Source organism: Chromobacterium sp. IRSSSOUMB001 (assembly GCF_023507765.1).
GTDB lineage: Bacteria > Pseudomonadota > Gammaproteobacteria > Burkholderiales > Chromobacteriaceae > Chromobacterium > Chromobacterium haemolyticum.
In genome coordinates this window covers 249371-275439 of the sequence record NZ_JALCYU010000001.1, presented here as the reverse complement: position 1 = coordinate 275439, position 26069 = coordinate 249371, and the positions used below count along the sequence as shown (strand labels likewise).

Sequence of the window (26069 nt, the reverse complement as noted above, 5' to 3'; positions counted from 1 at the left end):
CACACCGTATGCGAAAGAAAGCTGGCCACACGCGCCCCAGAACCCGAGCGAGTCTGGCCAACCGTCTTGATCTTGAATCATGCTCGCGGCTTGGCCGCATTAAAAAAAGGGAGGCATGTGCCTCCCTTTTGATCCGTCCGGGCGATTAAGCAGCGAGGCTTGCTTTCGCCTTTTCGACGATCTGTGCAAAAGCCGGCTTGTCGAACACGGCCAGGTCGGCCAGGACCTTGCGGTCGATTTCGATAGAGGCTTTTTTCAGGCCGTTCATGAATTTGCTGTACGGCAGGCCGTTTTCACGAGCAGCTGCGTTGATACGAGCAATCCACAGTTGACGGAACTGACGCTTTTTCTGACGACGGTCGCGGTAAGCGTACTGACCGGCTTTCATCACCGCCTGTTTGGCGATGCGATAGACGTTCTTCCGGCGGCCGCGATAGCCTTTCGCCAGTGCGAGGATTTTCTTGTGACGAGCACGAGCGGTTACACCGCGTTTTACGCGTGGCATATTTTAGTCTCCTTAAGCGTAGGGCATCATTGCGCGAACAGAAGCCATGTTGGTGCTATCTACCATGGTAGTGCCACGCAGTTGGCGCTTGTTCTTGGTGGTTTTCTTGGTCAGGATGTGACGCTTGAACGCGTAAGAGCGCTTTACACCACCATTGCCCAGTACTTTGAGACGCTTTTTCGCGCTCGACTTGGTTTTCATTTTCGGCATGGACTGCTCCTGCTGAATTTTGATTAGATTAGACGCGAGGTGGTTGCCAGACGGATCTGGAAACGCTTGAAAAACCATCGTGTCACGCTTTTGGGCAGATCGTTGCCGACCTACAAAATCAACACGGCAGAGCGAACCCTGCCGTGTCGATTTGATGATTATACCGATTATTTCTTCTTCGGCGCAATCATCATGACCATCTGGCGGCCTTCGAGCTTGGGAAACTGCTCAACAACCGCAATTTCGGACAAGTCGGCTTCGACTCGCTTAAGCAATTCCAAACCGATGTTCTGGTGGGCCATCTCACGACCGCGGAAGCGCAGGGTGACCTTGGCCTTGTCGCCGTCAGCCAGGAATCGGGTCAAGTTGCGCAACTTGACGTTGTAGTCGCCGTCGTCGGTACCCGGACGGAACTTGATTTCCTTGATCTGAACCTGTTTCTGCTTCTGCTTGGCTTCGTGACGCTTCTTGGACTGCTCGTACTTGTACTTGCCGTAGTCCATCAGCTTGCATACCGGAGGCTGCGCGGTTGGGGAGATTTCCACCAAATCCACGTCACCTTCCTCCGCCAGCGCCATTGCCTCACGCAGACTGACAACACCAATCTGCTCACCTTCTTTACCTACCAGACGAATTTCACGGGCGGTAATCTCGCCGTTGATCCGTGCTTCGCGTTCCTGAGCTATAGCCAAATCTCCTATTAATCTAAACTCAATGCCTGCCGCCGCCGGAATCAGGCCTCAGGCATCTCAGCCTTGAGGCGCGCAATGAGCGCATCCAGCGTAAGCTGCCCCAGGTCTTCCCCGCGGGAGCGTACGGCAACCAACTCGCCAGCCTTCTCCTTGTCGCCGACGATAATCTGGTACGGCAACTTTTGCAGGCTGTGCTCGCGAATTTTATAGCCGATCTTCTCGTTTCTCAAGTCAAGATCAACGCGGAAGCCTTGTTCGCGCAGTTTCGCGGCCACATCGGCCGCGTATTCTGCCTGCGCTTCGGTGATATTCATCACCACCATTTGCACCGGAGCCAGCCACAAGGGGAAGGCGCCGGCATGGTTTTCGATCAGGATGCCGAGGAAACGTTCCAGCGAACCCAACGCCGCGCGATGCAGCATCACCGGGCGCTTGCGACTATTGTCGTCGGCCACGTACTCGGCATCCAGACGCTCCGGCAGCATGAAGTCCAACTGCAGGGTGCCGCACTGCCAGGAGCGGCCCAGCGCATCCTTGATATGATATTCGATCTTGGGGCCGTAGAACGCCCCCTCGCCCGGCAACTCTTCCCACTCCACGCCGCATGCGCGCAGCGCTTCGCGCATGCCTTCTTCAGCCTTGTCCCAGGTTTCTTCGGCGCCGATGCGCTTTTCCGGACGCAGCGCCAGCTTGATCGCCACCTTGTCAAAGCCGAAGCGCTCGTACACTTCCATCACCAGACGATGGAAATCCTTGGCCTCTTGGTTGATCTGATCCTCGGTACAGAAAATGTGACCGTCGTCCTGCACAAAGCCGCGCACGCGCATGATGCCGTGCAGCGCGCCGGAGGGCTCGTTGCGGTGGCAGGAGCCGAACTCCGCATAACGCAGCGGCAGGTCGCGATAGGAACGCAGGCCGCTGTTGAATACTTGCACATGGCCGGGGCAATTCATCGGCTTGACCGCGTAGTCGCGCTTTTCCGACTCCGTGATGAACATGTTTTCGCGGTAGTTGGCGGCGTGACCGGAACGCTCCCACAGATGGGCGTCCATCATCATAGGGGTACGGATTTCCTTATAGCCTTCGCGGTTCAGCTTGTCGCGCATGTATTGCTCGACGCTCTGCCACAACTGCCAGCCCTTGGGGTGCCAGAACACCATGCCCGGCGCCTCGTCCTGCAGGTGGAACAGGTCCAACTGCACGCCCAGTTTGCGATGATCGCGCTTTTCCGCCTCTTCCAGCATATAGAGATAGGCGTCCAGGTCTTCCTTCTTGGCCCAGGCGGTGCCGTAAACCCGCTGCAGCATTTCATTCTTGCTGTCGCCGCGCCAGTAAGCGCCGGCCACCTTCATCAGCTTGAACACTTTGAGCTTGCCGGTGGACGGTACGTGCGGGCCGCGGCACAGATCGGTGAATTCGCCCTCGCGATACAGGCTCAACACCTCGCCTTGCGGGATGGACTCAATGATCTCGGCCTTATAGGCCTCGCCTATGCTCTTGAAGTAGGCAATGGCCTCATCGCGCGGCAGCTCGTAGCGCTCCACCGGAATGTCCTTTTTCGCCAGCTCGGCCATTTTCTTTTCGATGGCGGCCAAGTCTTCCGGCGTAAACGGGCGCTTGTAGGCGAAGTCGTAGTAGAAGCCGTTCTCGATCTCCGGCCCGATGGTGACCTGAGCCTCCGGGAACAGTTCCTTGACGGCATAGGCCAGCAAGTGAGCGGTGGAGTGACGAATAATGGACAGACCGTCCGCATCCTTATCGGTGATGATGGCCAGATCGGCGTTGCGAGCGATGGTGTGGGAAGTGTCCACCAGCACGCCGTCGACGCGGCCGGCCAGCGCCGCGCGCGCCAACCCGGCGCCGATGGACGCAGCCACTTCATGAACCGTCACCGGTTTATCGAACGAACGGATCGAGCCGTCCGGCAAGCGAATGTCTGGCATGTCAACTCCAACAAGGCGAGAGAGAAATTTTTAGAAAGCGAAGGATAAAAAAAAAGTGCGGCCTGAGCCGCACTTTTTTTGCATGGAACAACCCGCAAGGCTCAGCTAGCGTGAGTATGTCGGGTTGTGGTAGTTCGCAAGTTGTACACTTGTAACGCTCCATGCGTTTGAATTTGGTAGGCACGATTGGACTCGAACCAACGACCCCCACCATGTCAAGGTGGTGCTCTAACCAGCTGAGCTACGTGCCTGTCGTCGAGTTGCGAATACTAAACAAGCCCACCTGTCTTGGCAAGCGTTTTTTTCATCGGCCTCAAGGGGGAAATGGGAACAAAGCCCCAGCGGACGCGGCTTACGGTATACTAGCCGGCTGATTTTGCTAAACAAACATACCAGAGCAACCCCCGAATCATGCTGAAGTTTACCGTACATAAAACCTCCGGCGGCGCGCGGCGCGGCACGCTGGAGCTGAACCACGGCACCGTGGAGACGCCGGTGTTCCAGCCGGTGGGCACTTACGGCTCGGTCAAGGCGATGAGCCCGGTCGAGTTGAACGACATCGGCGCCCAGATCATCCTGGGCAACACCTTCCACTTGTGGCTGCGCCCGGGACTGGAGATCGTCGAACAGTTCGGCGGCCTGCACGAATTCATCGGCTGGGACAAGCCTATCCTCACCGACTCCGGCGGCTTTCAGGTATTCAGCCTGTCCGATATGCGCAAGCTGACCGAGGAAGGCTGCACTTTCCAAAGCCCGATCAATGGCGACAAGCTGTTTCTGAGCCCGGAAATCTCGATGAAGATTCAAACCGTGCTCAACTCAGACATCGTAATGCAGCTGGACGAATGCACGCCGGGCCAGGTGGACCACGCCACCGCGCAGAAGTCTCTGCAGATGAGCTTGCGCTGGGCCGAGCGCTCCCGCCGCGCCTTCGACGATCTGAAAAACCCCAACGCGCTGTTCGGCATCGTTCAGGGCAACCTATATACCGATTTGCGCCAGGAGTCGCTGGAAGGCCTGATGCAGGTGGGCTTCGACGGCATCGCCATCGGCGGCCTGTCGGTGGGCGAGCCCAAACCGGAAATGTACCGGATGCTGACCGAGCTGAAGGACATGCTACCCGCGGAAAAACCCCATTACCTGATGGGAGTGGGCACGCCGGAGGATCTGGTGCACGGCGTGGCCAACGGCGTGGACATGTTCGATTGCGTAATGCCAACCCGCAACGCGCGAAACGGCTGGATCTTTACCCAGTGGGGCGACGTCAAAATCAAGAACGCGCGCTACAAGGACGACAAGCGCCCGCTGGATGAAGAGTGCGAATGCTACGCCTGCCGCAACTTCAGCCGCGCCTACCTGCACCACCTGCACCGCGTCGGCGAAATTCTGGGCGCCCGCCTCAACACCATCCACAACCTGCACTATTACCAGGAATTGATGCGCCAGATGCGCCGCGCCATCGAGGAGGATCGTTTCGAAGACTTCCGCCTGGAGTTCGCCGCCAAGCGCGCCCGCGGCGTCAACTGAGGAACCACCTGCGCGGTCGGCCTGTCACAGGCCTGACCGTTGCAAGCATTGGAAAAAGCGGACCAGCATGGCTACAATGGTCCGTTTATTTTGACCAGCCATAACAATACATAATCTAAGGGAGTAGTTTGATGTCCTTTATCAGCCCCGCCTTCGCCAACACCGGCGCCGCAGCAGGAGGTTTCGATCTGATGGGTTTCCTGCCGATGATCGCCATCTTCGTGCTGTTCTGGTTCCTGATGGTTCGCCCTCAGCAGAAGCGCATGAAAGAGCATCAGAAGATGCTGTCGGAAATTCAGAAGGGCGATGAAGTCGCCACCCAAGGCGGCATCGTTGGCCGCGTAGCCAAGATCGGTGAGCAGTTCCTGACCCTGGAAATCGCCAACGGCGTGGAAATTACCGTTCAGCGCGGCTCGGTTTCCGCCAAGCTGGAAAAAGGCACGCTGAAGTCGCTTTAAGGATTCAGCCGACGGCCACCGCAGCGCGCTGCCGGTGGCCGGTTCATTTTCTTTTCCCGAACTAAAACATGAACCGCTACCCTCTTTGGAAATACCTCGTCATTGCGGTGGCCCTGATCCTTTCCGCGATCTACACGCTGCCCAATTTCTACGGCGAGACTCCCGCGGTCCAGGTCTCCAGCTCGCGCCAATCCATTCCGGTGGACACCGCCGTGATGACGCGCGTGGAAGAGGCGCTGAAGGCGCAGAACATCTCTCCCGACGGCCTGTTCCTTGACGGCGCCAGCCTGCGAGTCCGCTTCAAGGACGCCGACACCCAGTTGAAGGCGCGCGACGCCATCCAGCACGCGCTGGGCGACAATTACATCATCGCGCTGAACCTCCTGTCCGCCTCCCCCGCCTGGCTGACCAGCCTGAAGGCGCATCCGATGTTCCTCGGCCTCGACCTGCGCGGCGGCGTGCACTTCCTGCTGGAAGTGGACATGAAGGCCGCCATCGACAAGACGATGGAACGCTACGCCGGCGACCTGCGCCGCGAGCTGAAGAACAAGAAAGTCCGCTACGGCGCGATCAAACGCAACGGCAATACGCTGGAAGTACAACTGCGCGACGCCGACACGCTGAAGTCCACGCAGGACGTGGTCTACCGCAGCCTGCCCTCGCTCACCGTCAAGAGCGACGACAGCAACTACCGGCTGACGCTGACCCTGAAGCCGGAGGAGATCACCAAGATCCAAGGCGACGCGGTCAAACAGAACATCACCACGCTGCATAACCGCGTCAACGAACTGGGCACTTCCGAGCCCATCATTCAGCAAAACGGCCCGAACCGCATCGTCGTGCAGTTGCCCGGCATTCAGGACACCGCTCGCGCCAAGGACATCATCGGCCGCACCGCCACCCTGGAAGTGCGCATGGTGGAGGATGACCCGAGCAAGATGGCCGACGCCATGGCCGGCAACGTGCCTGCGGGCTACGAGCTGCTGGACGAAGCCTCTTCGCGCGGCGTGCAGAAAATCCTGGTGCGCAAAGACGTTGAGCTGACCGGTGACAATATCAACGACGCCCAGGCCGGCTTCGACGAAAACGGCGCGCCCGCCGTCCACATCAACCTGGACTCCGCCGGAGCCTCCATCTTCCGTCAGGTAACCGCTGAGAACATCGGCAAACGCATGGCGATGGTGCTGGTGGAAAAAGGCCGTGCCGAAGTGGTCACCGCGCCGGTGATCCGCTCCGAAATCGGCGGCGGTCGCGTACAGATCTCCGGCAGCATGAACCCGGCCGAAGCCAACGACACCGCGCTGCTCTTGCGCGCCGGTTCGCTGGCCGCGCCGATGAACATCGTCGAAGAGCGCACCGTAGGCCCTAGCCTGGGTCAGGAAAACATCGAGAAGGGCTTCCACGCCACGCTGTGGGGCTTCGCCGCCATCGCCACCTTCATGATCCTGTACTACGGCATGTTCGGCGTGTTCTCCGCGCTGTCGCTGGCGATCAACGTGTTCCTGCTGCTGGCGCTGTTGTCGATGATCCAGGCCACGCTGACCCTGCCCGGCATCGCCGCCATCGCGCTGGCGCTGGGCATGGCCATCGACGCCAACGTGTTGATCAACGAGCGCATCCGCGAGGAACTGCGCAACGGCGTGCCGCCGCACTCGGCGATCCAGGCCGGCTACACCCACGCTTGGCACACCATTCTGGACTCCAACGTCACCACCTTGATCGCCGGCCTTGCCCTGCTGATCTTCGGCTCCGGCGCGGTTCGCGGCTTCGCCGTGGTGCACAGCCTGGGCATCCTGACCTCGATGTTCTCCGCGGTAGTCGTTTCCCGCGGCTTGGTCAACCTGTGGTACGGCCGCCGCCGCAAACTCACCACGCTGGCTATTGGCCAAGTGTGGAAACCGGAAAACAAAGGATAAGGACCGGACATGGAGCTTTTCCGCATCAAACGGGACATCCCGTTCATGAGCTACGGCCGGCTCACCACGACCATCTCGCTGGTGACCTTCATCCTGGCCGTGTTCTTTCTGGCCACCCGCGGCCTGAACTACAGCGTGGAGTTCACCGGCGGCACCGTGCTGGAAGTGCAGTACCAGCAGTCCGCCGATCTGGGCGCCATCCGCGACAAAGTGGATGAGCTGAAGCTGGGCGAATCCACAGTGCAGAGCTTGGGCAGCAGCCGCGACGTGATGATACGCCTGCCCAACAAGCCGGGCGTCACTTCCGCCCAGCTGTCTGAAAAAGTGATGGGCATGCTCAAGGCCGCCGACAGCGGCGTACAGCTGCGCAAAGTGGACTTCGTAGGTCCCAGCGTGGGCGAGGAACTGGTGACTCATGGCCTGACCGCTACTATCCTGGTGTGCGTGGGCATCATGATCTACCTGGCCATTCGCTTTGAATGGCGTTTCGCCATCGCGGCCATCATCGCCAACATGCACGACGTGGTGATCATCCTGGGTTGCTTCGCCTTCTTCCGCTGGGAGTTTTCGCTGACCGTGCTGGCCGGCATCCTGGCGGTGCTGGGTTACTCGGTCAACGAATCGGTGGTGGTGTTCGACCGGATTCGCGAGAACTTCCGCAAACCGGGCATGAAGGGCCATAGCGTGGCCGAGGTCATCGACAACGCCATCACCGCCACGATGAGCCGCACCATCATCACCCACTTCTCCACCGAGATGATGGTGGTGTCCATGCTGCTGTTCGGCGGCCCGGCGCTGCACGGCTTCGCCATGGCGCTGACCATCGGCATCGTGTTCGGCATTTACTCGTCGGTGCTGGTGGCCAGCCCGATCGCCCTGTGGCTGGGCGTGAAACGCGAGCACATGATCAAGCCGGTGAAACCAAAAGAAGAAGCGGTCGTCTGATCATTTCTCCAAACGCTGGCCGGCTTGTCCGGCCAGCGTTACTTCCAACCCAAGTACCCCCAGACCGAGCGCAACGACATCATGGAAGCCATCACTTTTCTGATCGACTTCATCCTGCACATCGACACTCATCTGTCCCAGCTGGTGGCCGCCTACGGCCCCTGGATCTACGCCATCCTGTTCCTGATCGTGTTCTGCGAAACCGGGCTGGTGGTCACCCCCTTCCTGCCCGGCGACTCGCTGCTGTTCGTCGCCGGCGCGCTGGCGGCCATGGGCCAGATGAACCCGCACTTGCTGGTGCTGCTCCTGATCGTCGCCGCCATTCTCGGCGACGCGACCAATTACGCCATCGGCCGCAATGTCGGCATGAAGCTGTTCGAGAAATTCCCGCGCATCCTGAAACCGCAATACCTGGACCGGACCCACGCCTTCTACGAACGCCACGGCGGCAAGACCATCATCTTCGCCCGCTTCGTGCCCATCGTGCGCACCTTCGCGCCCTTCGTCGCCGGCATCGGCAAAATGCACTACCCGCAGTTCCTGCGCTACAACGTGGTCGGCGCCATCGCCTGGGTGGTCGGCTTCACTTACGCCGGCTACTTCTTCGGCAACCTGCCCTTTGTGCGAAAAAACCTGGAATTGCTGATCTTCGGCATCATCCTGGTTTCCTTCCTGCCGGGGTTGATTGAAATCTGGCGCCACAAGCGCGCGGCCGCCCGCGGCTGATCCGTAGTAGAATCGACAAGGCCGCCCAAGACCTGTTCTAAAGTCTCGCGAGCCAAGGCGAGACAAGGCGAAAACGACTGAAGAAGCGGAGTGTACAGACGGTACATGAGCATTCTGAAGACGATTTCAACGCCGTATCGCCGACGCGCAGCAGACATTGAACAAGCTCTTCGCGCGGCCTTTTGCTTTGACATCAAGCCCCAATGCCGCCCATGAAACGCATCCAACGCCTGCCCGACCACCTCGTCAACCAGATCGCCGCCGGCGAAGTGGTGGAACGCCCCGCTTCCGCGCTCAAGGAAATACTGGAAAACAGCCTGGACGCGGGCGCCTCCAAGATCACAGTGGACCTGGCCCAGGGCGGCATCAAGCTGCTGCGCGTCACAGACAACGGTAGCGGCATCGCGGCGGAAGACTTGGCGCTGGCGCTGGACCGCCACGCCACCAGCAAGATCGCCTCGCTGGACGATCTGGAAAACGTCTCCACGCTGGGCTTCCGCGGAGAGGGTCTCGCCAGCATCGCCTCGGTGTCGCGGCTGACCCTGGTCAGCCGGCCGCCGAACGCGGAACACGCTCATCAAGTCATCGCCATCGACGGCGCGCTGCACCCGGTGGAGCCTGCGGCCCACTCGCCCGGCACCAGCGTGGAAGTGGTGGATATCTATTTCAACACTCCGGCCCGGCGCAAATTCCTGAAAAGCGAGAATACCGAATACGCGCATTGCGAAGCCGTTTTCGAACGCATCGCACTGGCGCATCCGCACGTTGAATTCATGCTGCGTCACAACGGCAAGGTCATCTGGCGCCTGCCGGCGCAAAGCCTGGCCGAACGCGTGGCCGCGATGCTGGGCAAGGACTTCGTCGCCGCCGCCATCGAAATCGACACCGCCGCCGGTCCGTTGACGCTCAGCGGCTTCGTCGCCTCTCCCACTTATTCCAAGGCCAGCCGCGACGCCCAGTACTTCTACGTCAACGGCCGTTTCGTCCGCGACAAGACCGCACTGCACGCGCTGCGTCAGGCCTATCGCGACGTGCTGCACCACGAGCGCCACCCCGCTTACGCGCTATTCCTGACCATGGAGCCGTCCGGTGTCGACGTCAACGTGCACCCGACCAAAATCGAGGTGCGCTTCCGCGAATCGCAGGCCATCCACCAATTCCTGTTCCACAGCGTGCACAAGGCCTTGGCCAGCACCACCGCCGGCGCCGCGCCTACCGTTCAGATCGCCAATGCGGATAACGAAGCGGCGGCCGCTCCCGCGCTGACCCAGGGCGAATCCGCGCCGCTGTTCGACAAATCATTCAGCCGCCCCGCCGCTCCTCCTCCCGGCGGCTCCTCGCCGCAAACCGGCTTCCGCTACCAGCAGCAGGCGATGCCGCTGCACGTGGTCAGGGAAGCCACCGGCATCTACGACAAGCTGTTCGGCGGTCTTCGCGAGGAAGAGCGCGCCCAGGCCGCCGCGCCGGCGCCCGTGGAATACAGCCTGCCGCCGCAGCGCGTGGCCGCGCTGCCGCAAAGCACGGACGGCATTCCGCCGTTGGGCTTCGCGCTGGCGCAGCTACACGGCGTCTATATCCTCAGCCAGTGCGAAGACGGGCTGATTCTGGTGGATATGCACGCCGCCCACGAGCGCATCGTCTACGAACAACTAAAAACCGCGCTGGAAGCCGACACCATTCCAATGCAGCCCTTGCTGCTGCCGGTATCCTTCGCCGCCGATCGCATGGAAGTGGCGACCGCCCACGAACACGGCGAGGAAATGAAGCGGCTGGGCATCGAACTGGCGCCGCTGTCCCCCACCCAGATCGCCGTGCGCGGCGTGCCGGTGTGGCTGAAGGACGGCAACCCGGTGGATCTGGCGCGCGCAGTGCTGAAGGACGTGCGCGAATTCGGCCTCAGCCAGGTGCTGACCGAGCGCCGCAACGAACTCTTGGCCACCATGGCCTGCCACGGCGCGGTGCGCGCCAACCGACAGCTGACGCTGCCGGAGATGAACGCGCTGCTGCGCGACATGGAAGCCACTGAACGCTCCGGCCAGTGCAACCACGGCCGCCCCACCTGGACCCGGCTGTCCATGCGCGAGCTGGACAAACTGTTCATGCGCGGCCAATAAACGATGCGCGTCACCGTTCTGGCGGAAAACCACAGCCTGCGGCCGGACCTGATCGCCGAACCCGGCCTGGCGCTGCTGATCGAGGACGGCGAAGAGCGCATCCTGTTCGATACCGGCCGCAGCGACGCGCTGCTGTACAACGCCAGCCAGCTGGGCGTCGATCTCGCCACGCTGAGCCGGGTAGTGCTCTCCCACGGCCATTACGACCACAGCGGCGGCCTGCCGGCCTTGAGCCGCTTGCTGCGCGAACGCGCGGCGCCGCCGCTCCCGCTGCTGGCCCACCCCGAGGCCTTCCGAGCGCGCGAAGCGCGGCTGGGGCCAATCACGCTGCGCAAGCTGGGCGCGCCGCTTGCCGCCTCCGAACTGGAAACCAGCTTCGAGCTGCAACTGCACGCCCAGCCTCACGCCTTCGCCAACCGCTATGTCTTCCTCGGTCAGATTCCGCGGCTGCGCCACGCCGAAGGGCGCGGCGCGCTGGGCCGGCTAATCGACGCGCGCGACCACCGGCCGGACCCGGTGGCCGACGATTCGGCGCTGGTCCGCCGCGGCGAGCAAGGCCTGATCATCTTCAGCGGCTGCGCTCATTCCGGCATCCGCCACATCGTCGACTACGCGCGCGAAGTGTGCGCCGAACCCCGCGTCCACGCAGTGATAGGCGGCTTCCACCTGCGCAGTGCCAACCCGTGGCGCGTCTGGCGGACCCGCCGCTACTTTCAGCAATTGGCGCCGGACCGCTTGTTCGCCTGCCACTGCACCGGCTACGCCCGCCACGCGCTGGCGCGCCAGCACTCCATCGCCGCCGGCAGTCAACTGAGCTTCGACTAAACCGGTTTCGACAGTTCCTGCCGCGAAAAAACGACAGTTCCCTCGCTTCGCCATTATTCACGGCCGACGTGCCGCATTGCAGCATTCCGCCCGCCGCGCCTCCCCTATCCCAAGCCTCCAAACAGCGTAAGCGCCGCCCAGCCGGGCTTTGACCGGTTGGGAAAATCGCTCCCGCTCTGGCACTAGCAAACAGCCGCGTAAATACACCTGAAAAAAAGAACAGGTGTGTGCTTAGTCCCTCCATGCACATGCTTAGACCCAATACCACTTACATACAACTTTAATACAACTTAAATACAAGTCGGCGCTTCCCGCCGGCCTTTCGCCCCCGCCTTTTTCCAAGAAGGAGATGGACTGTGAGCAAAGCCTTACTGCTGCTGAAAACCGGCCTGGCCGGCACCGCCGTGGCCGGCGCCGCGCTGCTGGCCGCCCAGCACGCCCCCACCGCCGCCAAAGCGCCGGCCTCCGCCGCGCGCGACAGCCTGATCAGAACCGCGGCCGCCAGCTGCGCGGACCCGGCCTGGAGCTCCGGATCGATCTACACCGGCGGCCAGCGCGTCAGCTACCAGGGCCAGACCTGGGAGGCCAAATGGTGGACTCAGGGCAACACGCCCGCAGCCGGCGATGCCAGCCCGTGGAAGCTGATAGGCCAGTGCGACGGCGGCGGCGGAAACCCGACCGAACCGCCGCTGGTGCAAGTGCCGCCGCCCACCGGCAACGCGCTGTGCCGGCCGGAAGGCCTGGCGCGCACCGACGGCGTGGACGTGCCGTATTGCGCGGTCTACCAAAAAGGGGGCGCCGAACAACTGGCCAACGGCAGCCGCAAGCGTCTGATCGGCTACTTCACCAGCTGGCGCACCGGCAAGAACGGCCAGCCCGCCTATCTCGCCAGCGACATCCCCTGGGGCAAGCTCACCCACATCAACTACGCCTTCGCCCACGTGGACGGCAACAACCGCCTGTCGGTCGGCGAGAACAATCCCGGCAACCCGGCCACCGACATGAGTTGGCCGGGCGTGCCCGGCGCTGAGATGGACGCCAGCCTGCCCTATAAGGGCCACTTCAACCTGCTGACCCAGTACAAACGCAAATATCCGGGCGTCAAAACCCTGGTTTCGGTGGGCGGCTGGGCCGAAACCGGCGGCTACTTCGGCGCGGACGGCAAACGGGTCAACAGCGGCGGCTTCTACAGCATGACCATCAACGCCGACGGCAGCGTCAACCAATCCGGCATCGACGCCTTCGCCGACTCCGCCGTCGCCTTCCTGCGCAAATACGGCTTCGACGGCGTGGACATCGACTTCGAATACCCAACCTCGATGAACGACGCGGGCAACCCGCTGGACTGGAGCGTGGCCAACGCCCGCCGCGGCTCGCTGAACAAGGGCTTCAACGCGCTGACGCGAACGCTGCGCGAACGGCTGGACCGCGCCGCCGCCCAAGACGGCCGCTACTACCAGCTCACGGCCGCGGTGCCGGCATCCGGCTATCTGCTGCGCGGCATGGAGGCCTTCCAAAGCCTGCGCAACTTCGACTTCGTCAACGTGATGTCCTATGACCTGCACGGCGCCTGGAACGAGTTCGTCGGCCCCAACGCCGCGCTCTACGATGACGGCAAGGATGCCGAACTGGCGCGCTGGAGCGTGTACACCACCGCGCAATACGGCGGCATCGGCTATCTGAACACCGACTGGTCCTACCACTACTACCGCGGCGGCCTGCCGGCGGCGCGCGTCAATATCGGCGTGCCCTACTACACCCGCGGCTGGAAAAACGTCAACGGCGGCAGCAATGGACTGTGGGGCACTTCAGTGGGCGGCAACTGCCCGACCGGGCTGAAAACCTGCGGCGACGGCGCAGTGGGCATAGACAATCTGTGGCACGACCTGGACGAACAAGGCCGTGAAGTGGGCGCTGGCTCCAACCCGATGTGGCACGCCAAGAACCTGGAGAAAAACCAGGCCGGCAGCTATCTGTCCGCCTATCTGGACCCGAGCAAGCCGGAAAACCAGCTCAACGGCAGCTACCAGCGCTTTTACAACGACACTCTGAGCGCGCCGTGGCTATGGAACGCCGGCAAGAAGGTATTCCTGTCCACCGAGGATGAACAATCCATCGCCAAGAAAGCCGCCTGGGTCGACGCCAACAACGTCGGCGGCGTGATGTTCTGGGAACTGGCCGGCGACTACGACTGGAAACAGGACCGCAACGGCGGCAAGGGCGAGTACTTCATTGGCACCACGCTGACCAGCCTGCTGTACAACGCCTTCAGCAAACCGGCCGCCGTCAGCGTCAAGCCCGCCGCCGCCGCGCCGGCAGCCACCGCGGCGATCGACGTGGGCTTCTCGCTTGACGGTTTCGCGCTGGGCGACAGCAATTATCCGATCAACCCCAAGCTGACCATCACCAACCGCTCCGGCAGCAGCCTGCCTGGCGGCACTGAGTTCCAGTTCGACGTGCCCACCTCGGCGCCGTCCAATTTCGCTGACCAGTCCGGCTTTGGGCTCAAGGTGATCAGCGTCGGACACAGCGGCAACAATATCGGCGGCCTGAAGGGCGACGCTCATCGTGTCTCGGTCAAGCTGCCGTCGTGGCAAACGCTGGCCCCGGGTCAGAGCGTCAGCCTGGCCGTGGTCTACTATCTGCCGATCTCCGGTCCGCGCAACTTCAGCGTGACCCTGGCCGGCAAGACCTATGCCATCCGCGATGAGGCGCCCTACCTGCCTTACTTACGCTGAACTCCCTCGTTCTCCTCAGTACCTTCCAAGCCGGGTTCGCCCGGCTTTTTTTCTGCGCCGTCTTCCGACGGCAGTTGCCATTGCATCAGCTCGTTCAAGCTGGCCAGCGCCGCTTGCGGCGTCAGGCCGAGCACCGGCTTTTTGCCGTCGAGAAAGCGTCGGTAAAACAATAAGATCTGTTCGGTTTTCATCGCTGTGGACTCCCGCTGTGGATGCGAGTATTGTCGGCGCAATATGAGGCAATAAAAATTGCTGACTTTTAATCAGGAAATTTCCCCTTATGTCCGCGCGGCTCACCCAGCAATACCAAAAACTCCACCGCCATTTCGCCGGCCAGGCCGAGGCCGTCTCGCTGCAGCAGCTGGCGGACCTGCTGTTCTGCACCCGCCGACACATGCGCAGCCTGCTGCAACAGATGCAGGCTCAAGGCTGGATAGCATGGCAAGCGCGGGCCGGCCGAGGCATGCGCTCGCGGCTGAGCTTTCTGCAAGCTCCGGAGCAGCTGCAACGGGAACGCGCCGCGCAACTGCTGGAGCAAGGCAAGGTGGAACAGGCGGTGGACCTGCTGGGCGACGACCGCGGCGAACTGGCGCCCTTGCTGCTGGCGCGGCTGGGTAAACGCTGGAGCCAGGACCGCCAGGTACTGGGCGTGCCCTACTACCGGCCGTTGCCCAATCTCTACCCCGGCACGCCGCTGCGCCGCTCGGAACGCCATCTGGTTGGGCAGATTTTCAACGGCCTAACCCGGATAAACGAGGAAAAAGGGGAAGTGGAAGGCGATCTCGCCCATCACTGGAACCAGCACAGTCCGCTGGAATGGCATTTTCACCTGCGCCCGGCGGTACGTTGGCATGACGGCGTCGAACTCAGCGTCGCCGATGTCCAGGCCTCGCTGCTGCGGCTGCGCGCGCAGCCGCTGTTTTCCCACCTGGCCGCGGTGCGGCCGCTGTCGCCGCGCAGCCTGGCGCTGGAATTGAGCGAGCCCGACCAGTGGCTGCCCTGGCTGCTGGCCGACAGCGCCGCTCTGATCTTGCCCGCCGACCACGCCTCGCGCGCCGACTTCGCCTCCCGCCCGGTGGGCACCGGTCCCTATCGCGTGGCCGCCAATACCCGCCATCAGCTATGCCTGCAAGCCTTCGATGATTACTTCGGCTACCGCGCGCTGCTGGACCAAGTGGATATCTGGATGGTGCCGGAGCTGGGCGAGCAGTTGGAGCACGGCGACGGCCAAGTCTGCGGCCTGGAAGTGCGTATCAACCCGCGAGAGCCCAGCGTGCAAACCGAGATGGCGCTGGAGTCCGGCGTGTATTTCTTGCTTGCCGACAGCCGCTCGCCCCTCATGCGCGATACAGCGCTGCGCGACTGGCTGGCCCAAACGCTGACCCCGTTGGCCGTCATGCACGAAACCGCGCCGGCGGTGCGCCAGTACTGGGCCCCGGCCGCGGGCTTGCTTCCCAACTGGCACCACGCCCAGCCCCCCCTGAACCTGCAGCCGCCGGCGGGGCTGAGCATGCTGCGGCTGGCCTATTACGAACAGCATCCGGAGTACCAATTGATCGCTGCCGCGATGACTCGCTGTCTTCTGAGCCGCGGCGTGGCGCTGGAGTGCCGCGCGCTGCCTTACGCCGACTGGGAACAGGGACAGGCCGAGGCCGACTTATGGCTGGGTTCGGTCAACTTCGCCACCCGGCCGGAATACTCTGTGGCCGCCTGGGTGCTGGGTACTCCGCTGCTGCGCTGCTGCCTGGAGCCGGCGCTGCCGCTGGCGCAATGGCGCCAAGGCTGGCGCCAGGGCCTGTTCCACGCCCAGGACCTGTCCGCCGCCGTGGTCCAACAACGCTGGATGCTGCCGCTGTTTCACAACTGGCTGCGCTTGCAGGGCCCGGCCCAGATGCAGGGCGTGCGCCTCAACAGCCTGGGCTGGTTCGATTTCAAATCCGCCTGGCTGCAGGACGGCTGAGCGCCTGTCAACGCTCATCCGCGGGACGGCGCCGCCGTAGGCCCCCATTCCGATCAAATAATTTCATATAAAGATACTTTAAGTGAAATATCTTCCAAGGAATACATATCCATGACATAATCGCCGCCATGGACAAGATCGACACCATCATTTCCCAGTGGCGACGCGAGCGCCCCGACCTCGATAGCGCCAGCATAGGCGTCATCGGCCGGCTGGCGCGGCTGGTCACTCATGTCGAGCGCGCGCTGGCCGACAACTTCGCCCGCTTCGGGCTCAAGGACGGCGAATTCGACGTGCTGGCCACGCTACGCCGCGCCGGCGCGCCCTATCAGCTCTCCCCCACCATGCTGTACACCACGCTGTTGCTGACCTCAGGCGCGGTCAGCAAGCGGCTGGACCGGCTGGAAAACGCCGGCTGGGTGGAGCGCCTGCCCGACCCCAACGACCGCCGCGGCATGCTGATCCGTTTGAGTCCGGCCGGGCTGGAGCTGATAGAACGGGCGATGAGCGCCCACATCGCCACCCAAGAAGCCGCGCTGTCCGCGCTGGCCGAGCCGCAACGCGAGCAACTGGCCGCGCTGCTGAGCCAATGGCTGCAAAGTTTCCCCGGAGAAGCGCAAGCCGAGCCGGACGTCATGCCCAGCACCGCCCCCACCGAAAGAAAAACCTCATGAAGCAAGACACTCCCGTTCAGCGCCCGCTGTGGCTGGCGCTGTCCATCATCCTGGTGGGCCTCAACCTGCGCCCCACCCTCGCCGCCATTGGTCCGCTGCTGGATCAGTTGCGCCACGCCACCGGCATGAGCTTCAGCGACGCCTCCCTGCTGACCACGTTGCCGGTGGCCACCATGGGCGCCGGCGCCTTTTTGGGCAGTTGGCTGGAACGCCGCGCAGGCGCGCGCCAGGGGGTGGTCATCGCCCTGCTGCTGATTCTGCTGTCCAGTGCGCTGCGCTGGCTGCCCGCCAGCTTCGGCGCGTTGTTGGCCACCGCCTTGATGGCCGGCGTCGGCATCGCGCTGGCCCAAGCTTTGATTCCCGGCTTCATCAAGCAGCATTTCCCGCATAAGGTCTCCGCGTTGATGGGCTTCTACATCACCGCCATCATGGGCGGCGCCTCCCTGGCCGCCGCCGGCGCGCCGTGGCTGGCCTCGCATAGCGCGCACTGGCAGAACGGGCTGGCCGCCTGGGCCGCGCTGGCCATATTGGCGCTGCCCTGCTGGCTGCTGAGCGCGCCGCGCGGCGCCCCCGGCGGCGGCTCCGCCGCCCGCGCGCCGCAATTCAGCCAGATTCCGCGCGCCTGGTTGCTGGCCTTCTATTTCGGCATCGGCACCGCCGTGTACGCCAGCTCGCTAGCCTGGTTGCCGGCCTTGTTCGTGCAATTGGGATGGAGCCAGCAGCAAGGCGGCCTGATGCTCAGCTTCATGACCGGCATGGAAGTGGTGTCCGGCCTGACCATTCCGCTGCTGTCTGCGCGCAGCCATGACATGCGCGGCTGGCTTACCCTGGTATTGCTGGCGGTGCTGGCCGGCTTGCTGGGCATGGTGCTGGCGCCGCACGGTGGCCTGCTGTGGGTGGCGCTGCTGGGCCTGGGCGTGGGCGGCCTGTTCCCGCTGACCATGATTCTGACGCTGCACCACTATGAAGACGCGCGCAACGCCGGCCAGCTGTCGGCTTTCGTGCAGGGGATCGGCTATCTGATCGCCGCGGTGGCGCCGTTCGCCGCAGGTTGGATCCGCGATGCCACCTCCAGCTTCAACCTGGCCTGGCTGTGCCTGGCGCTGTTGATCGCCGGCCTGCTGGTGCTGACCCGTCGCTTTGCACCGCAGGGCTACGCCGAGGCGATGCAAACCCCCGCCGCCGTCGCCGCGCAAACCCGCTAACCCCAGGGCGGCGCTACGCCGCCCGGCAAACCAGCAGGAGAAAGCAGATGAGCAACGCAATCCCCTTCAGCCTAAGCAATCCCGCCGGCCTCTACGACCCGGCGCCCAACGGCTATTCCCATCTGGCCATCGTCAACCCCGGCAGCCGCATGTTGCTGGTGGCCAGCCAGGGCGGCGAAAACGCCGCCGGCGAGCTGGCAGACGGCTTCGAGGCGCAAGTGCGCCAAGCCTTGGCCAATCTGCGCACAACGTTGGCCGCCGGCGGCGCCGATCTCGTCCACGTCGCCAAGCTGACGGTATTGATCGTCGATCACAGCGAGGCGCGGCTGCAGGCCTTCGGCGCGCTGTTGAGCGCCGCCTGGGGCGCGCTGCCAACGCCGACCTGCACGCTGATCCCGGTGCCGCGGCTGGCCTTGGACGGCATGCTGTTCGAGATCGAGGCCACCGCCTTCCTGCCCGCTTGAGGCGGAGCCAACCCGCCATGAACTTGTTCAAGCGCAGCAGGCTTTAAACAGACTATTAGACCATCAGATATTTATTCCACAGCTGATTGCGGAAACGGCTGGCAGGATCCAATACCCGCTTCAGTGCCAACAGCTTTCCGGCGTCGGGATAGGCCTGGTGGAATTGCTCGCGGCTGGCATGCAGCTGATAAGGCAGGTAATAGCTGCCGCCCTGAGCCAGCGCGGCGTCTATCAATTGGCGGGTCCATTGCCCCACTTGGCGCCGCGCGGCTTCGTCCTTTCCTTGCCGGTAATACAGCACCAGCGAGAACACCTCCTGCCGCGCCCAGGCCAATACGGTGCCAGCGTCCGCCGGTGAATGCCGAATCGACACATTGAGTGCGGCCACCTTGTGCGTTTCCAGAATCGTCGCCATCGCGGTGACAAAATGCTCCAGCTTAGCCACCGGGACAAAGTACTCCTGCAACACGAAGCTGTGCTCAGCATCCGCGATGCGGCCCAGCGAGGCCACATCCAGGCTGGCCTCCCTGTTGCGCCAGAGCACGGCGGCGCGGGCGAAGCGCAACGGATCCGCGATCTTCTTGCGCAAGACTGGCCCGCCAGGCAATTCTGCCCAGGCACGGATCGCGCCCTCTTGCAGCCAATAGCGCAGCCCTTGAGGCGTTAGCCGGCGGCTATCCGTCAGCGATTTATCACTCACGCGCCAAGTCACTGCGGTCGCCATCTGGAAATAAGGCGGCGCCAGATCGGCGTTGTGCATCAACGCACGGCTGTCAGCGCGGACATGCTTGAAGAAGAAATCGCGGTAGTCATTCAGACTCATGCGATTGACCTGCCGCTCCAACCGCTGGTTGTCCGTCAGTTCCAGCTCTACTTCGCAGATCACGCCTAGCGCGCCATAAGCGCCTATCGCCGCAAAAAACACCTCCGGCCGCTGTTGGCGGCTGGCCGATAGCAAACTGCCGTCGGCCAACGCGATCACGATGGAGCGCACGGCGTTCACCAGCGGCCCCAGGCCGACGTAACGGCCGTGGGCGTTTACCGACAATGAACCGCCAATGCTGAAGTTGGCATAGCTCTGCATGATTTTCACAGCCAACCCATGCGGGTCTATCCATTGCTGCAGCTCACGCCAGCTCATGCCGGCCTGAACCCGCGCCAAACGCAAGCGCGGCTCCAGGCTGAGTAGGCGATTGAAGCGTCGCATGTCCAGATGCAAACTACCGGGACTGGCTATCTGCCCGCCCATGCTGAAGCGGCCGCCGCCTATCGACACCGGGCCGGGCCACTGCCGCAGCGCTTGCTGAATGTCAGCATTGCTGCGCGGCGTCGCCACTTGCGTCACAGTCACCGGATTCATACCGGTGATGTCGTTGACCACTCCACCGGTGACTGTCGCCCCCCAGGCCAGCAGCGGCTGGCATAGCGGCGCCGCCGCACTCAACAGCCCGGCTTTGAGCAGGGCGCGGCGCAGCGGATCGACAGTGGAGGGAGGGACGGGACGGGGGGTAAAGGGAGGCTTCGGCATGCGCAGCAGTCTACGGACAGCCCGATGTCATGACAAGCCGGCGCGGCACGTGCCGGGTCCGCGTCAACGCCGCGGCATGAAGCGCACGTAGTCCCCTTCGCTCACCTTGCCCTGCGACTGCACCGCGCCGACGGCGAAATTAGGCTGCACCTGGCTGATGATGACATCGCCGGCCAAGGTCTCCGGCACGCCCAGTTCGCGCCCGGAGATCAGATCCCGCACCGGTTGCGCGCTCTTGCGCTGGTAGACCAGGAATTTGTCGCCGACCGCAACGCCGTCCAGCGAGCCGGCGTTGATATACACCTGACGCGCGTCGACCAGTTTGACGATGCGGGCGGAGAACGGAATGCAAGAGATTACGTTTCCAATCCGGCTCACCGCCTGATCCAGCGCCCGGTTCACCGCCTGGCCGTAATCGCTCTGCCAGAACGCCGCCGAGGCAAATGGCCGCGGCGGATTGGGCGTCACGTCGCCCTTGGCCAGTTCCGACACCCGGTCTCTGGCCAGCAGCGCGCCGGTCAGCGCGTCGTAAACCCAGACTTCGGCGTCGAACTGGCGCTCAGTGGGCACGTACTTGACCCCGCCGCCAAACAGGCCGGCGAACGGCCCGTTGTAGAAGGTTCCCTGCTGACTGGTGTTATTGGACTCGTAGAGGGATTTGCGCAGCCCCTTGGCGGTGGCGCCGGTGGCGAGCACCCGCCCGGCCACCACGAACTGAGCGTCTTCGGATTGGCCGATGCGTCGGGCGATCTCCGCGCCGGCGGCCGGCTCGGCCACGCGCGAATCCGGCAGCACTGACACCGTGTTGGCGTCCAGCAGGCTGTACATGCGGTTGGCGCCCAGACGCCGCGACAGCTCGGTGGGCAGCCCGGTGGCCAGCTCCGGCATGTCGGACGCCTCCGCCGGCCGGTCCACCTGGAAATAAGTGGTGACGATCTTGCGACGCAGGCTGCGGCCCGGCGGCATCGCGCAGGCGGGCTCCTTGCCGCGCGCGGCGCCGGAGGGCTTGCCGGTGTCCACCTCCACCAATACATGGTAGAGCTTGCCCTGCTGGAATTCCTGCGTCACCTTGACCGCGCCCTGCGCCGGCGCCAACGGCGTCAGCGAGCCGGACTCGCTGCTTTTGCCGTAATCCAGCCCCTGCGAAGCCTCTACTCGCGCGCCCTGGCGCAGCGCCACCATCTTGAGCGCGTCCTGCAACGCCTGCTCGCGCGCGGCGGCCACGCCGTTGTCCAGCGAGGCCACGCCTTCGGCGCGCATGACCTCGGCGCCGACCGGACAAACAAAAGCCGCCGCAAACGCGGCGGCCAACAGGGTACGGAAACGAAACCGCATCATTGAGCCATGTAGTAGTTGCTGTTGTAGCGCGCCGCGCCGCAATTGCCTTCCGCGCACTGCAGGCCGGAAGTGGCGTTCTCCTGCGAAGCCTTCATCACGCTGCCGCCGGTCTTGTCCAGCGCCTGGCGGAATTGTTTGTAGAAATCCTGATCCAGCGTGATCTCGGCCACGGCCTCGCTGGTGCCATCCGGCTTCATGCTGTTGGAAACGATGTTGACCCCGCGCAGATAGGCGTCCACGTAAGTGCGGAAGCTGTCGCTGTTGGCGATCATATTGGACACCGAGCTGTTGCCCACCAGCTTCATGCCCTGCACCTGTTCGGCGATGGCGCGGAAAGCGTCCAGCCGGGCGGCGCGCAGCGCCAGCAGCTTGCGCTGCGACGGCGTCAGGCTGGAGGTGTACGGCGCCGCGCCGCTGCCCACCACCCGCACCACGATGGGCTGATAGGGGTTCACCTCCTTGACCACCACCTTGGGGGCCTCGGTTTCAATGCCCGGGCCGACGAAACCGACGCCGCTCGGCGTCATTCCCGCGGCGGCTCGCGGCGCTTCGGCGGCCTGCGGAGGACGCTCGGCGGTGGCGCAGGCGGACAAGCCCAGCAAGACGGACAGAAAGCAGGCAATACTGGGAATCGTTTTCATGGCAAATACCGTTGGATGTTGCTGGAATTATGAAGCGATCTAAGCGAACGTCAACCGCAACATCGGCATTCCTATGCAAAACTTGAATAAAAACAAAATCCAGATCGCGTCAGCAAGCGCCTACGCCGGCCCGGTTCAACTGCCGCGCCGAGGAAAACCCGGCAGCCAGCGCGGCCTTCTCCTTGGACAGCCCGGCGCCGCGCCATTGACTGGCCAGCGCCAGCCGCAGCCCGGTGTGATAGTCGTGCACCGATACGCCGGCGTGCTCGCGGAACAAGCGCGACAAATGCCTGGCGCTGACGTGCACCTGGCCGGCCAAGTCCTCCACCCTCCAGGCGCGGGCCGGATCAGCGGCGATCAGGTCCTGCGCCTTGTGCACCGCCGGGTGCAAATGGTTGCGGTGCGTCAGCCACGGCGACAACTCCGGGTCGCCGGCGGAACGGCGGAAATACACCACCATGTGGCGCGCCACATCGCGCGCCAGCCCCGGCCCGGCCAGCTCTGCGATCAACTGCAAGGCCAGGTCCACGCCGGCGGTGATGCCGGCGCTGCTGCTGATCGGCCCGTCCTGCACGAATACGCGGTTCTGCTGCACCCTGGCCTGCGGCGCGAGTTGCTGCAGGCGCTCCAGCAAGGTGTGGTGAGTGGTGCACTGGCGGCCGTCCAGCAAACCGGCTTCCGCCGTCAGCAGGCTGCCGGAGCAAATGCTGGCCACGCGCTGGCGGCTGGGGTCCACCTTGCGACGCAGCCAACGCACGATCTCGCGCGCCTCTGGCCGCGCGTAAGCCTCGATCGAATGGGCGGCGCCGCTGATCACCACCAGCGCCTCGTCCGGCAGAACCTCAGGCAATGGCGAGGCGCCCTCAAGGCTCAGGCCCAGCGAGGTGGGCACGCCGGATACCGGCGCGATGAAGTGTGATCGAAACGACGCCCCCAGTTGCGCGGCGATGCGAAAAGCGTCGGCCGGGCCGGCCAGATCCACCAGCAGCAGATTGGGCGGCAACACGAAAAAGACATCAAGCGCCACGCGCCGCCTCCCCCCCGCGCAAGCGCGCCAGCCAGCGCGCGCCGAACACGTTGACCGCCAAGCCGGCCAGCAGCAGCAGGCTGCCGGCGGCTTGCAGCGCGCTCAAGCGCTCGTCCAGCAACACACCGGACGCCAACACGCCCACCACCGGCACCAGCAGCGAAAACGGCGCCACCTTGCCGGCCGGGTGGCGCGACAGCAATCGGCTCCACAAGCCGTAACCGAACAAAGTGGCGACAAAGGCCAGATAGGCCACCGCGAACCAGGCCTGCGGCGTGAAATGCCCCAGAGCGGCGGCGATGCGTTCGCCCCCCTCCAGCCACCAGGACAGCAGGAAGAACGGAATCGGCGGCACCAGGCTGGACCACACCACCAGTCCCAACGGCTGCACGCGGTAGCCGGCGCGGCCCATCTGCCTCACCACCACATTGGACAGCGCCCAGCTGAAGGCGGCGGCGATGGTCAGCCCCAGACCCACCGCCGTCATGCTGCCGCCCTTGCTCAGGCCGATCAAAACCAGGCCGCCCAGGGCCAGCAGCAGCCCGGCCATCTGGCTGGCCTGCCAGCGCTCGCGCAGCCACAAACCGGCCAGGATCAAGGTGAAGAAAGCCTGCGATTGCAACACCACCGAGGCGAGGCCGGCGGGCATGCCCAGCTTGATGGCGGTGAACAGACAGGCGAACTGGCCGACGCCCACGCTGAGGCCGTAGGCCAGCAGATAGCGCCAGGGCAACGCCGGCCGACGGATGAAGAACAAGGCCGGCACCGCGGCCAGACAGAAGCGCAAGCCGCCCAGCAGCAGAGGCGGCACATCGGACACGCCCCATTTGATCACCACGAAGTTGACGCCCCACACCAGCACGATGGCCAGCGCCTGCAGCAAATCACTCCACGGCATCGCCGTCTCCTTGCGCCGACGCCCCCGGCCACAACACCGCCTGGGCGACGATGACGCGCTCGCCGTCGAAGGTTGCCGCCGGCGAGCCGTGCAGCCGGTAACCCAAGGCCAGCGCCTCGCTGACGCGGCGGCAGAAGCCGGCGTCGTCCGGGCCGCTCAGCAGACGATAGGCCGGCATGCCGTCAGGGGGAAGGGTGGGCCGCATGCAATTCTCCCATGGCTGCGCGGCGGGCCCTGCCCGCCGCATTCATTTTAGATAGCGCTTCACAGTACCATCAGACAGTCGCGATGGCGACGGTCAAATACCCGCTCGCTCAGCGCGCCAGCTTGGCCAGCGCCTGCTCCACGCTGACGATATCGGCGAAGCGGCCGGCCAGCACCAGCTCGGTCTTGGCCCGGATTTCCGCCGGGCTGAACACCTGGCCGCTATGCGGATGAGTCATCGCGAAGGTCAACGTGGCCTCGGTGACGAAGTCCACCTCGTAACCCAGGTCGGACGCCACCCGGGTGGTGGTTTCGCAGCATTGCTCGGTGCGGATGCCGGACACGATCAAGCGCTGGACGCCGTGGCGGATCAGCCAGGGCTGCAGGCCGGAATCGGTCAGCGCGTTGTGCACGTGCTTGACGAAGGTGGCGGCCGGCCGGTGGCGCAGCCATTCCAGCGGCCGCACCAGGCCGGAGGCGGCGGAAAAGGCCTCGTCGCCGTCTTCGTGCAGGATGTTGATCACCGGCGCGCCAAGCGCGTCCGCACCGGCGATCAATTGCTGCAGTTTGTCCTGAAAAGCCGGGATCTCGTCTTCCTTCCAATACGGGCGGTGGCGGAATGATTCTTGTGCGTCAATCACCAGCAAGGCGGTTTTCTTCATGGCGGTTTCTCCCTCGCGTCCAGGCTGGACGCTGTTGAACACAGCCCGAATGCTACGGACTCGCGCGCCTTTATTTAACGCTGATTACGGACAAGCCACTGTCAAAAACGGACATCGTGCCCACCGCTTGCGGCGCCGCCGGCGCGGCCGCGATCTCGGCGGCCCTGGCCAGACCGTGCGGCTGGAACTCGTCGTACAGCAACCACAGCGCGGTGGCGGCCATCAATACCCCCATGCTCAGATTAAAACCCAACAAGGCGCGCGGGCTGGCGAGCCAAGCGCGCAAACGTTCGCCGGCCCAAGCCCAGACGCCGATGCACGGCAGGTTGACCACGGCGAACACCGCCGCCAGCATGGCCGCGCCCAGCCAGCGCTGACCGTCCGCAGCCGGCATGAACAGGATGGCGGCGTTGATCACCATCACCCAGGCCTTGGGGTTCAACCATTGAAACAGTGCCGCGCCGACAAAACCCAGCGGCCGCGCCGCCGCACCCGCCTCAGGTTGGCCGGCGCGGGCAATCTTCCAGGACAGCCACAATAGATAGGCGCACCCCATCAAGGCCAGCGGCAAGCGCGCGGTCTGGATGCCGTCCAGCAACAGCGACAACAGGCTGCCCACCAGGAACACTTGGAAGGCGCAACCCAGGCTGATGCCCAGCATGTGAGGAATGGTGCGGCGAAAACCGAAATTGACCCCGGACGCGGTCAACATCAGGTTATTGGGGCCGGGGGTGATGGACATCACCGCAACGTAGGACAATAGGGCGAATTCAGGCATGGCGGGCTTCTCTTTCACTTGCTCCGCGCCGTCCATCGACGCGGCATGGCGATGCAAGGGGCCGACGCGGCCCCGTTTTCCCCATCCATGC

At 63.7% G+C, this 26069-nt stretch carries 25 protein-coding genes and 1 tRNA gene; 12 read left to right on the top strand and 14 right to left on the bottom strand.

Annotation, left to right across the window (positions count from 1 at the left end):
- Positions 1-145: 145 nt before the first annotated feature.
- The 5 genes from rplT to MOV80_RS01220 form a co-directional block, all read right to left on the bottom strand.
- Positions 146-505, bottom strand: a complete 360-nt coding sequence (gene rplT, locus MOV80_RS01240) for a 50S ribosomal protein L20 (RefSeq protein WP_019103240.1) — start codon at positions 503-505, stop codon at positions 146-148.
- A 12-nt stretch (positions 506-517) separates the two neighbouring features.
- The gene (rpmI, locus tag MOV80_RS01235) at positions 518-715 is read right to left on the bottom strand and encodes a 50S ribosomal protein L35 (protein WP_019103239.1); all 198 of its coding nucleotides are present in this window, start codon (positions 713-715) and stop codon (positions 518-520) included.
- A gap of 167 nt (positions 716-882) precedes the next feature.
- The gene (infC, locus tag MOV80_RS01230) at positions 883-1407 is read right to left on the bottom strand and encodes a translation initiation factor IF-3 (RefSeq protein WP_081556240.1); all 525 of its coding nucleotides are present in this window, start codon (positions 1405-1407) and stop codon (positions 883-885) included.
- A 41-nt stretch (positions 1408-1448) separates the two neighbouring features.
- Positions 1449-3350, bottom strand: a complete 1902-nt coding sequence (thrS, locus tag MOV80_RS01225) for a threonine--tRNA ligase (protein WP_019103237.1) — start codon at positions 3348-3350, stop codon at positions 1449-1451.
- 174 nt (positions 3351-3524) lie between these two features.
- Positions 3525-3601 (bottom strand) — tRNA-Val (locus tag MOV80_RS01220).
- Positions 3602-3761: 160 nt separating this feature from the next.
- Between MOV80_RS01220 and tgt the strand changes: the two genes are divergently transcribed.
- The 8 genes from tgt (at position 3762) to MOV80_RS01175 (ending at position 14599) form a co-directional block, all read left to right on the top strand.
- On the top strand, positions 3762-4877 hold the full coding sequence (tgt, locus tag MOV80_RS01215) for a tRNA guanosine(34) transglycosylase Tgt (protein WP_019103236.1): 1116 nt from the start codon (positions 3762-3764) through the stop codon (positions 4875-4877).
- Between the two features lie 131 nt (positions 4878-5008).
- On the top strand, positions 5009-5335 hold the full coding sequence (yajC, locus tag MOV80_RS01210) for a preprotein translocase subunit YajC (RefSeq protein WP_019103235.1): 327 nt from the start codon (positions 5009-5011) through the stop codon (positions 5333-5335).
- Between the two features lie 68 nt (positions 5336-5403).
- Entirely contained in the window at positions 5404-7251 is a 1848-nt protein-coding gene (gene secD, locus MOV80_RS01205) for a protein translocase subunit SecD (RefSeq protein ID WP_043591625.1), read from the top strand.
- Between the two features lie 9 nt (positions 7252-7260).
- Entirely contained in the window at positions 7261-8196 is a 936-nt protein-coding gene (gene secF / locus MOV80_RS01200; RefSeq protein ID WP_019103233.1) for a protein translocase subunit SecF, read from the top strand.
- A gap of 81 nt (positions 8197-8277) precedes the next feature.
- Complete coding sequence (locus tag MOV80_RS01195; RefSeq protein WP_039756039.1) at positions 8278-8922, top strand: DedA family protein; 645 nt, start codon at positions 8278-8280, stop codon at positions 8920-8922.
- Between the two features lie 212 nt (positions 8923-9134).
- On the top strand, positions 9135-11036 hold the full coding sequence (gene mutL / locus MOV80_RS01190) for a DNA mismatch repair endonuclease MutL (protein ID WP_039756038.1): 1902 nt from the start codon (positions 9135-9137) through the stop codon (positions 11034-11036).
- 3 nt (positions 11037-11039) lie between these two features.
- Positions 11040-11861 carry an MBL fold metallo-hydrolase gene (locus tag MOV80_RS01185; protein ID WP_019103230.1) on the top strand — a complete coding sequence of 274 codons (822 nt, stop codon included), beginning with the start codon at positions 11040-11042 and terminating at the stop codon, positions 11859-11861.
- A gap of 356 nt (positions 11862-12217) precedes the next feature.
- Positions 12218-14599, top strand: a complete 2382-nt coding sequence (locus MOV80_RS01175; RefSeq protein ID WP_019103229.1) for a glycosyl hydrolase family 18 protein — start codon at positions 12218-12220, stop codon at positions 14597-14599.
- On the opposite strand, the gene MOV80_RS01170 is transcribed toward MOV80_RS01175, so the two are convergent.
- Complete coding sequence (locus MOV80_RS01170) at positions 14587-14790, bottom strand: hypothetical protein (protein ID WP_019103228.1); 204 nt, start codon at positions 14788-14790, stop codon at positions 14587-14589. The two genes, MOV80_RS01175 and MOV80_RS01170, sit on opposite strands and share 13 nt — an antisense overlap.
- A gap of 89 nt (positions 14791-14879) precedes the next feature.
- On the opposite strand from MOV80_RS01170, the gene sgrR reads away from it, so the two are divergent.
- The 4 genes from sgrR (at position 14880) to MOV80_RS01150 (ending at position 18902) form a co-directional block, all read left to right on the top strand.
- On the top strand, positions 14880-16559 hold the full coding sequence (gene sgrR / locus MOV80_RS01165) for an HTH-type transcriptional regulator SgrR (RefSeq protein WP_118266889.1): 1680 nt from the start codon (positions 14880-14882) through the stop codon (positions 16557-16559).
- A 128-nt stretch (positions 16560-16687) separates the two neighbouring features.
- Positions 16688-17233, top strand: coding sequence for a MarR family transcriptional regulator (locus MOV80_RS01160; RefSeq protein ID WP_019103226.1), 546 nt, complete (start codon positions 16688-16690; stop codon positions 17231-17233).
- Positions 17230-18438 (top strand): cyanate transporter, encoded by a 1209-nt coding sequence (locus tag MOV80_RS01155; RefSeq protein WP_118266887.1) that lies wholly within the window; start codon positions 17230-17232, stop codon positions 18436-18438. Before MOV80_RS01160 ends, MOV80_RS01155 begins: the two co-directional genes overlap by 4 nt.
- A gap of 47 nt (positions 18439-18485) precedes the next feature.
- Positions 18486-18902, top strand: coding sequence for a RidA family protein (locus MOV80_RS01150; RefSeq protein ID WP_118266885.1), 417 nt, complete (start codon positions 18486-18488; stop codon positions 18900-18902).
- A 55-nt stretch (positions 18903-18957) separates the two neighbouring features.
- Here MOV80_RS01150 and MOV80_RS01145 read toward each other — a convergent pair whose 3' ends face one another.
- The 8 genes from MOV80_RS01145 to MOV80_RS01110 all read right to left on the bottom strand — a co-directional run bounded on the left by MOV80_RS01145 (position 18958) and on the right by MOV80_RS01110 (position 25978).
- Positions 18958-20430, bottom strand: coding sequence for an FAD-binding oxidoreductase (locus MOV80_RS01145; RefSeq protein WP_081575787.1), 1473 nt, complete (start codon positions 20428-20430; stop codon positions 18958-18960).
- Between the two features lie 63 nt (positions 20431-20493).
- A complete protein-coding gene (locus MOV80_RS01140; protein ID WP_240333858.1) occupies positions 20494-21690 on the bottom strand; it encodes a flagella assembly protein FlgT middle domain-containing protein in 1197 nt (398 codons plus the stop codon).
- 74 nt (positions 21691-21764) lie between these two features.
- On the bottom strand, positions 21765-22409 hold the full coding sequence (locus MOV80_RS01135) for an LPP20 family lipoprotein (protein WP_039756774.1): 645 nt from the start codon (positions 22407-22409) through the stop codon (positions 21765-21767).
- A gap of 109 nt (positions 22410-22518) precedes the next feature.
- Positions 22519-23436, bottom strand: coding sequence for a helix-turn-helix domain-containing protein (locus tag MOV80_RS01130; RefSeq protein ID WP_043591635.1), 918 nt, complete (start codon positions 23434-23436; stop codon positions 22519-22521).
- Positions 23426-24334 carry an EamA family transporter gene (locus tag MOV80_RS01125; RefSeq protein ID WP_249604773.1) on the bottom strand — a complete coding sequence of 303 codons (909 nt, stop codon included), beginning with the start codon at positions 24332-24334 and terminating at the stop codon, positions 23426-23428. Before MOV80_RS01125 ends, MOV80_RS01130 begins: the two co-directional genes overlap by 11 nt.
- Positions 24321-24539 (bottom strand): DUF1737 domain-containing protein, encoded by a 219-nt coding sequence (locus MOV80_RS01120; protein ID WP_118266881.1) that lies wholly within the window; start codon positions 24537-24539, stop codon positions 24321-24323. The genes MOV80_RS01125 and MOV80_RS01120 overlap by 14 nt, the downstream gene beginning before the upstream one ends.
- A gap of 109 nt (positions 24540-24648) precedes the next feature.
- Complete coding sequence (locus tag MOV80_RS01115) at positions 24649-25200, bottom strand: isochorismatase family protein (protein ID WP_249604772.1); 552 nt, start codon at positions 25198-25200, stop codon at positions 24649-24651.
- Positions 25201-25270: 70 nt separating this feature from the next.
- Positions 25271-25978, bottom strand: a complete 708-nt coding sequence (locus MOV80_RS01110; protein ID WP_118268596.1) for a LysE family translocator — start codon at positions 25976-25978, stop codon at positions 25271-25273.
- Positions 25979-26069 lie beyond the last annotated feature (91 nt).